Here is a 13,454-nt window from a genome sequence, read left to right as displayed (position 1 = left end):
CCTTTGCCCCCCCACTGTAGGCGCGGCGCAAGCCGCGAAGGGGCGGGTAGCGGGCAACATCGTTGGCATCCCTGCCAGCGACTCGCCGGATCGCGCCCTGCGCCGCGCCTACGGGCCGTGCAATTCCAGCCGCGCCAGCGGATCCTGCCGGTAATAGCGCTGCAGCTGATCGTACACCTCGGGATAGGCCCGCCACAGGGCCTGCGGGGTTTCGAAAAAGGCTTCCGTGACCACGGAAAAGAACTCGGCCGGGCTTTCCGCCGCATAGGCGTCGATGGCGGTCTGGCGGTGGTGCCGCAACCGGGCCTGCAGATGGTCGAAGGCGGCGCTGAAGGCCGCCGTCCAGGCACGGCGATCCATGTCCCCGTGCAGGGGCGGCATGCCGTTGGCGGCGCCGTTGTTCATGTCCAGCTTGTGGGCGAACTCGTGGAGGATCACGTTGTAACCCTCCCCCGGCACATGGGCCTCGGGCCGGGCATCGGCCCAGCCGAGGATCACCGGCCCCTCGCCCCAGGCCTCGCCGGCCAGCGTGCGGTGCTCAACGTGCACCACGCCGATCTCGTCCACCACCTCGTGGGCCACCACGAAACTGTCGGGATAGACGATGATCTCGTGAAACCCGGCATAGTCAGACAGATCCAGGTTCAGGATCAGCAGACAGGCCTGGGCCGCAATCACCACGCGCATGGCCTCGTCCACCGCCAGCCCATCGGCGCCGACGATCGTCTTCTCCTGCAGAAACAGGCTGGCCAGCTCGTGCAGGCGCGTCCGTTCCCGGGCCGTCAGGCGGTAGCGGGCCAGCACCTGGCTCTCCACCTGCCGCCAGAGGCGGGCCGGAATGCGAAAGCGCCGCAGGCGGCGCGCCCGTCGCCAGCGTTGCCAGCGTGACCAGAGGCTGGCCATCCTCACACCGGATCCTGGTGGATGATCACTTCGGCGCCGGGCAACAGTTCGCGGATGGCCGCATCCACCTCGTCGGCGACGGCGTGGGCCTCGCGCAGGGGCAGATCGCCGTCCAGTTCCAGATGCAGTTGCACGAAGGGCACCTGCCCGGCCTGGCGGGTGCGCAGATCGTGCACGCCGCGCACCGCGGCAGGCCGCCGGGCGGCCGCCAGGATGCGGGCCTGCACGGCGGCCGGCAGTTCCCGATCCATGAGCTGGTGCAGGGCGGCGCGGGCGATGCGCCCGGCGCTGACGAAGATGTAGGCGGCCACCAGCAGGGCGAACAGGGGATCGGCGAAGTGCACACCCCGGGCGGCGAGCAGAAGCGCGGCGATCACGCCCAGGTTGGCGAGCAGATCGCTGGCATAGTGCAGGGCATCGGCGCGGATGGCGCTGGAACCGGTCAGGCGGATGACCCGCCGCTGCAGCCACAGCAGGAGCAGGGTGGCGAACATGGCGAACAGCATCACGCCGATGCCCACCGCCGTGGCTTCGAGGGGTTGTGGCTGGCGCAGCCGTTCCACCGCGTGCAGCACGAGGAACACCGCCGATCCGGCGATGAAGGCGGCCTGCATCAGGCCCGCCAGCGGTTCCGCCTTGCCGTGGCCGAAACGGTGCTCGGCATCGGCCGGCTGCAGCGACCAGCGCACCGCCAGCAGGTTCACCAGCGAGGCCAGGGCGTCCATCAGCGAATCGATCAGGGACGCCAGCAGGCTCACCGAGCCGGTCAGCAGCCAGGCGGCCAGCTTGACGAGAATCAGCAGCACGGCGGTGGCCACCGAAGCGCGGGTGGCCCGCCGCAGCCAGACCGCCCGCCGCCGGGGGCTCAGCGCCGCCGCGGCATCGGGCGGAATCGACATGGAGGCGCAAGGCGGATCGACATGCCGCCTACCTTACAACGCCGCCTCTCACTCCACCAGTGCCGGGCAACATTCGGCGTAACCGGGCACGCCGTCGCGGCGTTCGTACCAGGCGCGGCTGGCGTTCACCCGGCGCACCACCCACAGCATCACCGGCACCTCGATGAGCACGCCCACCACGGTGGCCAGGGCCGCGCCCGACTCGAAGCCGAACAGGGCGATGGCCGTGGCCACCGCCAGTTCGAAGAAGTTGCTGGCGCCGATGAGCGCCGAGGGGCCGGCCACGCAGTGGGGGGAGCGCAGGCGCCGGTTGAGCAGATAGGCGAGGCCCGAATTGAACAGCACCTGGATCAGGATCGGCACCGCCAGCAGGGCGATCACCAGGGGCTGGGCCAGGATCGCCCGCCCCTGGAAGGCAAACAGCAGGATCAGGGTGGTCAGCAGCGCCCCCAGCGACAGGGGATGCAAGCGCTTCAGCAGCCGCTCGAGCCGTGCCCCGCCCTGCGGCCGACGCAGCACCCGCCGCCGCCACAGGGCGGCCACGGCCAGCGGCGCCACGATGTACAGCAGCACCGACAAAAGCAGCGTATCCCAGGGCACGTGGATGTCGCTCAACCCCAGCAGCAACCCCACGATGGGCACGAAGGCGAAGATCATGATCACGTCGTTGAGCGCCACCTGGGAAAGCGTGAAGTGGGGCTCGCCGCGCGACAGGTGGCTCCAGACGAATACCATGGCGGTGCAGGGCGCCGCCGCCAGCAGAATGAGCCCGGCCACGTAACTGTCGATCTGCGCCGCCGGCAACCAGGGGCGGAACAGCCCCTCGATGAACAGCCAGGCCAGCAGGGCCATGGAGAAGGGCTTGACCGCCCAGTTGACGAACAGGGTCACGCCCATGCCCCGCCAGTGCCGGCGCACGTCCGCAAGGGCATGCAGATCGATCTTCAGCAGCATGGGAATGATCATCAGCCAGATCAGCAGCGCCACGGGCAGGTTGACCCGGGCCACCTCCAGCCGCCCCACCGCCTGAAAGAAGCCGGGAAAGATCTGCCCCAGCCCGATGCCGGCGAGAATGCACAACCCCACCCACAGGCTGAGCCAGCGTTCGAAGAATCCCATTTCGGCCCCCGCCGCCTTCTTCGCGGTCGTCTCGCACTGCACGCTCATTCCGCGCGCTCCTCGTTCAGTTGCGGCAACAGGTCCGCGACCCGCTGCCGGATTGCCTCAGCACGCCAGCCGCCTTTCTCCTGCCACTTTGCTCTGCCCTTCCAGGCGCTGCCGATCCATGGCAAAGGGCGACTGCCCGCGGGCGCCTTCGGCCAGACCGGCCAGCACCGTGTCCACCCAGGGCGGCAGATCCTCGTGCAGGCGGTAGTGGACCCAGTGGCCCGCGCGCCGATCCCGCACCAGGCCGGCGGTTCGCAGGCTGGCCAGATGCCGGGAGATCTTGGGCTGGATCGTGTCCAGCGCCTGGGTCAGTTCGCAGACGCACAGCTCGCCTTCGGCGCGCAACAGCAGCAGGCAACGCAGGCGGGTGGGATCGGCGAGCTGTTTCAGCAGTTCGGCGGGCGAGATCGTCATGGGCCATAAATATACGCCAATCCATATATATGCGCAAACGTATATCAACATGCCGGCAAGGCTTGACTCCGTACCGGGGTACGGACTCTACACTCGACCTGTCCCCATTCACGGAGGTCCCGCCCGCATGTCCCTGTTCTCTTCGACCAAAGGCTCCCTGTTCGGCGGGGTTGTGGCCGCCATCGGCGCCTCCCTGTGCTGTGTCGGGCCACTGGTGCTGGTGAGCCTGGGCATCGGCGGCGCGTGGATCGGCAGCCTGACCGCACTGGAACCGTATCGGCCGATCTTCGTCGCCATCACCCTGGTGTTCCTGTTCCTGGCCTTCCGCAAGCTCTACCTGGTGCCGCGCGCCTGCGAACCGGGCACGCCCTGCGCCGAGCCGACCACCCTGCGCAACCAGCGGGTCGTTTTCTGGGTGGTGAGCGTGGCGCTGCTCGCCCTGCTGACGTTTCCGTATTACGGCGTGTATTTCCTGGAATGAAACTGGGGACGGGGGCAGGGAGCCATGCGTATTTCCGTAGGCCGGCTCAAGCACAGCGGAGCCGGCAAAAAAGTCTTGTCGCAAAACGCCGGCTCCGCTGCGCTTGAGCCGGCCTACGCTGGAAAAACGCGCGACAACGCAACCGACCCTAATGCCGAAACCATCACAAGAGGTTATCAAGATGTGGCATCGAATCCGTTCCTTCTGTCTGTTTTCGCTAATGGTGTTTCTGCCCCTGGCCACGGTGCAGGCCGGCGAGGCGAAAACCGTGGTCCTCGACGTGCCGGGCATGACCTGCCGCTTCTGCCCCATCACCGTGCGCAAGGCGCTGGAGAAGACGCCGGGCGTCCTCGAGGCGCAATCCGACTTCGCCAGCAAGACCGCCACGGTGACCTTCGACCCGGAAAAAACCACGGTGGCCGACCTCGTCAGCGCGGTGAAGAACGCCGGCTACGAGGCCATCCCCCGGGCAGGGGCAAAGGACGACGACTGCAGGGATGCAGGAGGTAGAGCGACGCAGGAAGCCAAAGCCGAGGAGCGAAGGACGAGGAAGGGGGAAGGGCATGAGTGAATGCGCGGGACAGTGCGGGACGACGCACATTGCCATCATCGGCAGCGGCTCGGGGGCCTTCGCCGCCGCCATCGCCGCGGCGGAACGCGGTGCACGCGTGACGATGATCGAAGGCGCCAGCGTGATCGGCGGCACCTGCGTCAACATCGGCTGCGTGCCCTCGAAGATCCTGATCCGCGGCGCGCACATCGCCTGGCAGCAGGGCCATCACGCTTTCGACGGCATTCCCCGCCACGTGCCGGCCATCGATCGCCCGGCCATGGTGCGCCAGCAGCAGGCGCTGGTCGACCGACTGCGCAAGGCGAAATACGAAGACATCCTTGCCGCCCACCCGGCCATCGATCTGCTGCAGGGCTGGGCCCGCTTCGCGGCGGCCGACAGGCTGATCGTGACCCGGGCCGACGGCAGTGAAACGACCGTTCAGGCCGACCGCATTCTCGTCGCCACCGGCGCCCGTGCCGCCATCCCCCCCATTCCCGGCCTCGAGGACACGCCCTACTGGAGCGCCACCGAAGCCCTGCAGGCCGAGGCACTGCCCGAACACCTGATCGTGGTCGGCGGCGGCGTCATCGCCCTGGAACTGGCCCAGGCCTTCCTGCACCTGGGCAGCCGGGTGACCCTGCTCAGCCGCGGCGCACTGCTGGCGAAGTCCGAACCGGAAGTGGGCAAACGGCTGGCCCGGCTGCTGGCCGAGGAAGGCATGGACGTGCGCCTGCACAGCGCGCCGACGGCAGTGCACCACGAAGACGGCCACTTCCGGGTCCGAACCGAAGGCGGCGAGGTGCGCGGCGACCGCCTGCTGCTTGCCACCGGCCGCACGCCCAACACCGCGCGTCTGCAACTCGATGCTGCCGGCATCGAAACCGACCGGCGCGGCGCCATCGTGGTCGACGACCACCTACGCACCACGGCCGAAAACGTGTATGCCGTGGGCGACTGCACCGCCCTGCCCCAGTTCGTCTACGTGGCGGCCGCCGCCGGCACCCGCGCGGCCGTCAACATGACCGGTGGCGAGGCGGCGCTGGATCTGTCGGTGCTCCCGGCCGTGGTGTTCACCGATCCCCAGGTGGCCAGCGTGGGACTGACCGAAACCGAGGCCCGCAATCAGGGCATCGAAACCGACAGCCGCATCCTGGAACTGGAAAACGTGCCCCGCGCCCTGGCCAACCTCGAAACCCGCGGCTTCATCAAGCTGGTGGCCGAGGCCGACAGCGGCCGCCTGCTCGGCTGCCAGATCCTCGCCCCCGCCGCCGGCGAGATGATCCAGACCGCCGCCCTGGCCCTGCGTCACCGCATGACCATCACCGACCTGGCCGACATGCTCTATCCCTACCTGACCATGGTCGAAGGGCTCAAGCTCTGCGCCCAGACCTTCAGCAAGGACGTCTCGCAACTGTCCTGCTGCGCCGGCTGAGGCGGTTTGCACGCCGGGGGCAAGTGGCGCAAAATCGGCAGCATTCCTCTACGACGCTGCCGCCATGCGCCCTGTCCGTCCCGTTCCCCTGCCGATCCGCCTGCTGATCCTGTGGCTGGTCCTGCTCGCCGCCCTGCCGGCGCAGGCCGAGGATGCGCTCGACACCCGCGCCCTGGCCCAGAGCCTGACCCAACATGAGCGGGAACTGAAGAAACGCCGCATCGATCTGGAACAGCTCAAGGCCCTGGCCGGAAAGGTCGCCACGCTGCGCGGCCAGGCCAAGGCCTGCGTGGATGCCCGCGAGCCGCAAGTGGCCAAGCTCCAGACCGACCTGGAAAGCCTGGGCGAACCCTCGGCCAAGGACTCGCCGGACGTGCGCCGCCAGCGCCTGGACATCCGCAAACAACTGGTCGCCCTGGAGCGGGAGCTAGGCACCTGCAAGGCGCTGATGCTGCGCGCCGACGATCTCCTCAAGCGCATCAACGAGCGCACCCGCGACGTGCTGGCCCACCAGTTGCTGGCCCGCGGGCCGGACATGCTCACCCTGCTGAAGGAAAACTGGACCCAGCCCCCCCAGTGGATTCGGGACACCTTGCGCTTCCTGCACAAGTACAGCGGCCTGAACCTGCTCACGCCCCTGCACTGGCTGACCCTGTTCCTGTCGGTGACCTTTGCCCTGGCCATCGGCTGGCTGATCCGCCAGGGCCTGCTGCACTGGATCGAACGCAAGACCTGGCAGCGCGACGAATTCGCCAGCCGCTTCCTGCACGCCCTGCTGGTGACGCTGGCCCATTACACGCCCCATCTGCTCGGCAGCACGGCCGCGGCCATTCTGGTCTACGTGGTCACCGCGCAGATGCAGCCGATCCCCTTCATCACGGTGATCGCCGTGGGGCTGCCGCCCTTCTTCCTGTTCCTGACCCTGGTGCGTTTCGTGCTGGATCCGCCCGCGCCCGCCGGCCTGTTCCTGGCCCTGCCCGAAAGCCTGGCCCGGCGGCTCGGCCAGCGCCTCAAGATCCTGGCCATCCTCGCCTTCGTGGGCTATCTGCTGTTCGCCACCCTGCTGGCCCAGAGCCTGCCGGAGCCGGCGATCCTGATCTTCCGCGGGATCTTCGCCGCCATCCTCATTCTCAACCTGATCTGGGCCATCTCGCTGGTGCTGCGCCTGCCCCTGTTCGCCCATCGCCTGTGGCTCAGCGCCCTGGTGCACCTGTCGCTGATCGCGGCGCTGGTGATCGAATGGATGGGCTACCGCAACCTGGCCGCCACCCTGGCCCGCGACGTGGTCGGCTCACTGCTGGCCTTCGGCGTCACCCTCCTGCTGCTGCGCCTGCTGCGCGACTTCTACGACATCCTCGAATCGGGCAGCAGCCCCTGGAGCTATCGCATCCACCGGGTCATGGGCATCAAGGAGACCCGCAAGATCCCCGGCCTCATCTGGCTGCGCTTTCTCACCGGCCTGGCCATCTGGGCCGGCCTGGCTTACGTGCTGCTGCTGGTGTGGGACGTCTCCGACACCATCCTCCTGCAGATCCACACCCTGCTCACCCAGGGTTTCACCCTCGGCAACCTGACCATCGTGCCGGTGAAGCTGGGCACGGCCCTGCTGACCATCGCCTTGATCATTCTGTTCGGCGGCTGGGTGCGCAACCGCCTGGAGAACCGCTGGCTGAAGAAGACCGACATGGAACGGGGCGCCCGGGAGGCGCTGGTGACCATCACCGGCTACGTGTTCGTGGCCCTGGCCTTCTTCGCCGGCCTGAGCGTGGCCGGCTTCGAGTTCCAGAACCTGGCGATCATCGCCGGCGCCCTCTCGGTGGGCATCGGCTTCGGCCTGCAGAACATCGTCAACAACTTCATCTCCGGCCTGATCCTGCTCTTCGAGCGCCCCATCAAGACCGGCGACTGGGTGGTGGTGGGCAACACCGAGGGCTACGTGAAACGGATCCGCATCCGCTCCACCCAGATCCAGACCTTCGACCGGGCCGACGTGATCGTGCCCAACTCGGAACTCATCTCCAGCCAGGTGACCAACTGGATGCTCAAGGACGAACGGGGCCGCCTGCGCCTGCCGGTGGGCGTGGCCTACGGCAGCGACACGGCCAGGGTGAAGGAAATCCTCGAGCGGATCGCCAGCGAACATCCCCAGGTGGTCAACGACGGCAGTCTGCCGAAACCCTACGTGCTGTTCCGCGGCTTCGGCGACAGCGCACTCGACTTCGAGCTGCGCGCCTTCGTCCGCAACGTGGACAACCGCCTGCGGATCCTCAGCGATCTCAACTTCGCCATCGACGCGGCCTTCCGCGAGGCGGGCATCGAGATCCCCTTCCCGCAGCGGGACGTGCACATTCGGGACATGCCCGGGGCGCCAGCGGAGCCGGCGCAGGGGCGAGGGCCGACGACTGCAGGGATGCAGGAGGTAGAGCGACGCAGGAAGCCGAAGCCGAGTGACGAATGACGCGGTGACGCGGATGGCGAATCCACAAGCCCGCCTGTTGCGTACATACAGATGATGCCAAGACTCCTTCTTTTGCTGTTCGTCCTCGTGCCCGTTCGGGCAGAGCCGTTGCCGCCCTGGAGCCAGGGTTACGATCCGGCCCGGGATCCGGCCGCGGACGGGCGTGAGGCGATTGCCCTGGCGAAGGCCACGGGCCGTCACGTGCTCATCGAGCTGGGCGGGGACTGGTGCATGTGGTGCCGCAAGCTGGATCGCTTCCTGGAGGCGAACCCGGATCTGCGTACGCGGCTGCACCGCCAGTTCGTGCTGCTGAAGGTGAACGTGAGCGAGGAGAACGACAACGCCGCCTTTCTCGCCGGCCTGCCCCGCTTTGCCGGCTATCCCCACGCCTTCGTGGCCGACGGCGAGGGCCGCATCATCCATTCGCAGGACATCACCGAATGGCAGGAAGACGGCCGCTACTCCCGCCAGCGCTTCCGCGCCTTCCTCGACCGCTGGAGATCCGATGCGCAAGGCTCGCCCTGATACGCCCCCGCTGGCGCTGCAACGGGCCCACGCCGCCTGGCAGGCGCACCCGGTCTCCCGCCGCCGTTTTCTCAAGGGCGCCGGCGCCCTGTTCGGCGGGCTGATGTTGCCCTGGCTGCCCGAGGGCGCCATCGCCGAAGCGCCGGGGAAACCCGATCGCAAATGGCAAGTCATTGCACTCGTGCAGCAGCACCTGTTTCCGGACGACGGCAACGGCCCGGACGCCAAAACGATCCGCGCCGCCGCCTATCTGCAACAGGCCATGGCCCTGCCCCGCTTTCCCGCCGAGGAACGCGATTTCATCCTTCAGGGGCCGGAATGGCTCGACGATCTCGCCCGCCAGGATCACGGCGCCGCTTACGTGAAACTGGATGCCGCGAGCCGCGAAACCCTGCTGCACCGCATCGCCCGCAGCGAGGCCGGTGATCAGTGGCTGTCGCTGCTGCTGCTCTACATCTTCGAGGCCCTGCTCACCGCCCCCGTCTATGGCGGCAATCCCGGCGGCATCGGCTGGGCCTGGCTGGAACACGATCCCGGCTTTCCCCTGCCCACCGCGGCCAACACCTATGACCGGATCCTGAAGAAATGACCACCGACTACGACGTGTGCATCGTGGGCAGCGGCGCCGGCGCCGCGCCGGTGGCCTGGCAACTGGCCCGCGCCGGGCATCACGTGCTGGTGCTGGAGAAGGGCCCCTGGCTGACCGAACGGGACTTCTGCAAGGACGAGCTGGCCTGCTGCCGGCGCGGCGCCTACACGCCGGATCTGGCCGACGAACAGCACGTGATCGAGGAACCGGTCGATGACCGCTGGCAGGCCACCCCCACCGGCGAATCGGGCTGGGACTTCTGGAACGGCAACGTGGTGGGCGGCTCGTCCAACTTCATGAGCGGCTACTTCTACCGCCTCAAGCCGCTGGACTTCCGCCTGCGCAGCGAGTTCGGCCCCATCGAAGGCGCCAACGTCGTCGACTGGCCCATCACCTACGAAGAACTCGAACCCTGGTACACCCTGGTGGAACAGGTGGTCGGGATCTCGGGGCGGGTGGTGAAACACCGCTTTCTCGAGCCGCGCTCCACGCCCGACTTTCCCCATCCGCCGCTGGCGGAGAACGTCATCAGCCAGTGGATCGACGCGGCCTGCGAACGCCTCGGCTGGCAGGCCCTGCCCACCCCGCGGGCGATTCTCTCGCAACCGGCCCATGAGCGGAAAAGCTGTTCCTATTCCATCTTCTGCGGCAGCTACGGCTGCAGCACCGGCGCCAAGGGCTCGGCCCGCGCCGCGCTGCTGGATCAGGCAGTGGCCACCGGCCGCTGCCACATCCGCCCCCATGCCAAGGTCAACCGCCTGATCTCCGATGCCCGTGGCCGGGTGATCGCCGCCGAATACGCCGACCGCGCAGGTCGGCGCCAGCGGGTGCGCGCGAAGATCTTCGTGGTCGCCTGCCAGGCCATCGAAACCGCCCGCCTGCTGCTGGCCTCGCCGGGGCCGAAACATCCTCACGGGCTTGGCAACAACCGCGGCCAGGTGGGCCGCAACCTGCTGTTCTCCGCCGGCGGCAGCGGCGAAGGCACCTTCCGCTATGCCCGGCTGCCGGAAAGCGAGGCCCAGGCCCTGCGCCAGCGCGGCCCCTTCGTCAACCGCGGCCTGCAGCACGGCTACGTGATCGATCACCCCCGCCTGGGCCGCATCAAGGGCGGCACCACCGACTTCCTGTTTCGCCATCCCAATGCCATCACGCGCGCCAACGATCTCAAGCGCGACGAACACGGCACACTGATCTGGGGCGCGGCCCTCAAGCGCCGCCTGCACGCAGGCTTCACCGACGGGCGCCATTTGCGCTATGAAGTGTTCTGCGACTGGCTGCCCACCGACGACTGCTTCGTGCAGCTCGACGGCAAGGTGAAGGACAAGTGGGGCATGCCGGTGGCGCGGGTACGGGTGGGGTATCACCCCCACGATCTGGACGTGGGCGAGGTGCTCTCGCAACAGGCCCAGGCCGTGTTGCGGGAAATGGGCGCCGAGGACATCCGCGGCGGCGTGAGCGGCTCACCGCCCCCCAACCTGGTCGCCGGCGGCTGCCGCTTCGGCACCGATCCCGCCAGCGCCGTGCTCGATCCCGACTGCCGCGTGTTCGACGCGCCCAACCTCTACGTCAGCGACGGCAGCTTCATGCCCACCGGCGGCAGCGTGCCCTACACCTGGACCATCTACGCCAACGCCTTCCGCGTGGGGCAGAAGATCGTGGATGAACTGTGATCGCGGATGATCGATTGTCGCGGCGAGGCCCCCTACGAATAGCCCACTGTAGGCGCGGCGCCCTCGCCGCGACCGCCCTGCCCGAAACCGAAGGCAGTGCCCGTAGGAGCGGCGCAAGCCGCGACAAACCGCGCCCGGAACCCACGGCGGAATCTGCAGGCGCGGCGCCCTCGCCGCGACTGCCCCGGAACCTCACACCACCCGCACCGCGAGCACGTCGCAACCCGCGGTCTGGATCACCCCGCAGACGGTGGTGCCCAGCACGCCCACGATCCCGTGGGCGCCGGTGGCGCCGAGCAGAATGAGATCCATGTGCTGCGCCTCGGCATACTTGACGATCTCCTGGCGCGGGCCGCGATCGCTGAACACCACGTCCCATTTCGCTTCGGTGATGCCGAGCCGCTCGGCGAAGGCCTGCAGGGACTGCATGGCCCGCTCGGTGATGTAGGCCTTGGGGTCCACGTCTTCCGGCCCCACCCACTCCACCGGCAGATCTTCCGGAAAGCCTTCCACCACGTGCAGCAGCACCAGTTCCGCGCCGTTCTGCTCGGCGAGCAACTGGCCCCGGCGGGCGGCGTGTTCACTGCCCGGTGAGAAATCGGTGGCAACGAGGATCTTGTGATAGGCTTGCATGAGACGACTCCTGCGTGCGGTGACTGTCGGCAAGGATAACGCCGCGCAAGAAAAAACCCCAGCCCGAGAGCGGTTCGGAGGCATGAAACTCTTCCATCACGGCGCCTGTGGTGAAGTCACCGGTTCCTGCCATCTGCTCGAGGTAGGCGGCCGCCGGGTGCTGCTCGACTGCGGCCTGTTTCAGGGCACCCCCGCCGACGAGGAACGCAACCGCGATCCCTTCCCCTTCGATCCGAAGTCCATCGACGCGGTGGTACTCAGCCATGCCCACATCGACCACAGCGGCCGCCTGCCCCTGCTGGTGCGGCGCGGCTTCCGCGGCACCATCCACACCCAGCAGGCCAGCATCGATCTGTGCGAAATCATGCTCAAGGATGCGGCCTACCTCAACGAAAAGGATGCCGAGTGGGCCAACCGCAAGCGGGAACGGCGCGGCCAGCCGCCCGTGGCGCCCCTGTATACCCGGCAGGACGCCGAGGCCACGCTGGGCCTGTTCGTCGGCCACCGCTACGGCAAGTTCTTCGACGTGGTGCCCGGCCTGCGGGTGCGCCTGCACGAGGCCGGACACATCCTCGGCTCGGCCATCGTGGAACTCCGGCTCCGGGAAGGCGAACTGGAACGGACCCTGGTCTTCACCGGGGATCTGGGCCACGCCGGCACCCCGCTGCTGCGCTTTCCGGCCCGCCTGCACGCCGCCGATCTGGTGATCATGGAAAGCACCTATGGCGATCGCTGCCATCGCGACTGGGCCGCCACCTGGGCCGAGTTCGGCGAGGTACTCAACGAGGCCCGCCACTCGCGGGGCAACATCCTGATGCCGGCCTTCGCCGTGGATCGCACCCAGGAACTGCTGTTCGCCATGTCGCGCCACGTGGACGACTGGGGCCTCGATCACTGGCACATCTTCGTCGACAGCCCCATGGCCATCCGGGTCACCAGCGTGTACCTGAAATACCTGGATCTGCTCTACGAGAAGGCCGCCCGCGAACTGGTGGACGCCGCCACCCGCCCGCTGCTGCCCCACATCCGCTTCACCATGACCTCGGAAGAATCCATGGCCATCAACCGGATCCGCAGCGGGGCGCTGATCATCGCCGGCAGCGGCATGTGCACGGGCGGGCGCATCATGCATCACCTCAAGCACAATGTCTGGCGGCCCGAGACCCACGTGATCATCGTCGGTTTCCAGGCCGAGGGCACCCTCGGCCGGGCGCTGGTGGACGGCGCCGATCACATTCGCCTGTGGGGGGAGAAGGTGGTGGTGAAGGCGAAGATCCATACCATCGGCGGCCTGTCCTCCCATGCCGACCAGGCCGGCCTGCGCAACTGGTACCGGGAATTCCATTCGCGCCCGCCGGTGGTGCTGGTGCACGGGGAGCCGCCGGCCCTGATGGCGCTGGCCGACGTGCTGCGCCAGGAAGACGCCGCCCACGTCTGGATCGCCCGGCCCGGCATGCACTTCGACCTGGGCGATCTTCCTGTCTCGCCCGGTACTCGATAGCTATTTCGAATTCCCGAACATTTCGGCCGTTGGCCCCGCATCAGGGACGCCCTGTACTTGAAACAAGCGGGTCGTCGGAAATTCGGAACAGCCTTATTAACCTGATCGTTGCAAAAAATCGGCGCTGTAGGTCGGGCTTTAGCCCGACATGTCGGCCTGATACCCAAGGGGCACACCGAGGCCGACCTACAAGGGCACGACTGGATTTCACTTTTGGCGCGTTCCAGAA

The 13,454-nt window shown here is 67.8% G+C and carries 13 protein-coding genes; 8 read left to right on the top strand and 5 right to left on the bottom strand.

From position 1 onward, the window contains the following. Positions 1-108 precede the first annotated feature (108 nt). The 4 genes from ACZ5BH_RS08980 to ACZ5BH_RS08965 are packed head-to-tail and all read right to left on the bottom strand — an operon-like array spanning position 109 to position 3,383. Positions 109-903, bottom strand: coding sequence for a M90 family metallopeptidase (locus ACZ5BH_RS08980; RefSeq protein ID WP_464888916.1), 795 nt, complete (start codon positions 901-903; stop codon positions 109-111). A gap of 2 nt (positions 904-905) precedes the next feature. Continuing rightward, on the bottom strand, positions 906-1,802 hold the full coding sequence (locus ACZ5BH_RS08975; protein ID WP_464888915.1) for a cation diffusion facilitator family transporter: 897 nt from the start codon (positions 1,800-1,802) through the stop codon (positions 906-908). A gap of 48 nt (positions 1,803-1,850) precedes the next feature. Continuing rightward, positions 1,851-2,969: an ACR3 family arsenite efflux transporter gene (gene arsB / locus ACZ5BH_RS08970; protein WP_464888914.1), complete on the bottom strand. Its 1,119-nt coding sequence runs from the start codon at positions 2,967-2,969 to the stop codon at positions 1,851-1,853. A 57-nt stretch (positions 2,970-3,026) separates the two neighbouring features. Further along, the gene (locus tag ACZ5BH_RS08965) at positions 3,027-3,383 is read right to left on the bottom strand and encodes a metalloregulator ArsR/SmtB family transcription factor (RefSeq protein WP_464888913.1); all 357 of its coding nucleotides are present in this window, start codon (positions 3,381-3,383) and stop codon (positions 3,027-3,029) included. Positions 3,384-3,510: 127 nt separating this feature from the next. Between ACZ5BH_RS08965 and ACZ5BH_RS08960 the strand changes: the two genes are divergently transcribed. The 7 genes from ACZ5BH_RS08960 (at position 3,511) to ACZ5BH_RS08930 (ending at position 11,091) form a co-directional block, all read left to right on the top strand. After that, on the top strand, positions 3,511-3,864 hold the full coding sequence (locus ACZ5BH_RS08960; protein ID WP_464888912.1) for a mercuric transporter MerT family protein: 354 nt from the start codon (positions 3,511-3,513) through the stop codon (positions 3,862-3,864). Positions 3,865-4,045: 181 nt separating this feature from the next. After that, positions 4,046-4,435: a heavy-metal-associated domain-containing protein gene (locus tag ACZ5BH_RS08955; RefSeq protein WP_464888911.1), complete on the top strand. Its 390-nt coding sequence runs from the start codon at positions 4,046-4,048 to the stop codon at positions 4,433-4,435. Next, positions 4,428-5,849 carry a mercury(II) reductase gene (gene merA, locus ACZ5BH_RS08950; protein WP_464888910.1) on the top strand — a complete coding sequence of 474 codons (1,422 nt, stop codon included), beginning with the start codon at positions 4,428-4,430 and terminating at the stop codon, positions 5,847-5,849. The genes ACZ5BH_RS08955 and merA overlap by 8 nt, the downstream gene beginning before the upstream one ends. Before the next feature lie 64 nt (positions 5,850-5,913). Next, positions 5,914-8,307 (top strand): mechanosensitive ion channel family protein, encoded by a 2,394-nt coding sequence (locus ACZ5BH_RS08945; protein WP_464888909.1) that lies wholly within the window; start codon positions 5,914-5,916, stop codon positions 8,305-8,307. 87 nt (positions 8,308-8,394) lie between these two features. Beyond that, on the top strand, positions 8,395-8,832 hold the full coding sequence (locus ACZ5BH_RS08940; RefSeq protein ID WP_464888908.1) for a thioredoxin family protein: 438 nt from the start codon (positions 8,395-8,397) through the stop codon (positions 8,830-8,832). After that, on the top strand, positions 8,813-9,421 hold the full coding sequence (locus tag ACZ5BH_RS08935; RefSeq protein ID WP_464888907.1) for a gluconate 2-dehydrogenase subunit 3 family protein: 609 nt from the start codon (positions 8,813-8,815) through the stop codon (positions 9,419-9,421). The genes ACZ5BH_RS08940 and ACZ5BH_RS08935 overlap by 20 nt, the downstream gene beginning before the upstream one ends. Next, positions 9,418-11,091, top strand: a complete 1,674-nt coding sequence (locus tag ACZ5BH_RS08930) for a GMC family oxidoreductase (protein WP_464888906.1) — start codon at positions 9,418-9,420, stop codon at positions 11,089-11,091. Before ACZ5BH_RS08935 ends, ACZ5BH_RS08930 begins: the two co-directional genes overlap by 4 nt. A gap of 192 nt (positions 11,092-11,283) precedes the next feature. Here the strand turns inward: ACZ5BH_RS08930 and ACZ5BH_RS08925 are convergent, their stop codons facing one another. Continuing rightward, positions 11,284-11,724, bottom strand: a complete 441-nt coding sequence (locus tag ACZ5BH_RS08925; protein WP_464888905.1) for a universal stress protein — start codon at positions 11,722-11,724, stop codon at positions 11,284-11,286. An 82-nt stretch (positions 11,725-11,806) separates the two neighbouring features. Here ACZ5BH_RS08925 and ACZ5BH_RS08920 point away from each other — a divergent pair, with 82 nt between their 5' ends. Then, on the top strand, positions 11,807-13,225 hold the full coding sequence (locus ACZ5BH_RS08920) for an MBL fold metallo-hydrolase RNA specificity domain-containing protein (RefSeq protein ID WP_464888904.1): 1,419 nt from the start codon (positions 11,807-11,809) through the stop codon (positions 13,223-13,225). The last annotated feature ends 229 nt before the right edge of the window (positions 13,226-13,454 follow it).

The organism is Thioprofundum lithotrophicum, assembly GCF_055387065.1.
Note: the sequence above shows the minus strand (reverse complement) of the source record. Positions and strands in the feature narration are given on the sequence as shown.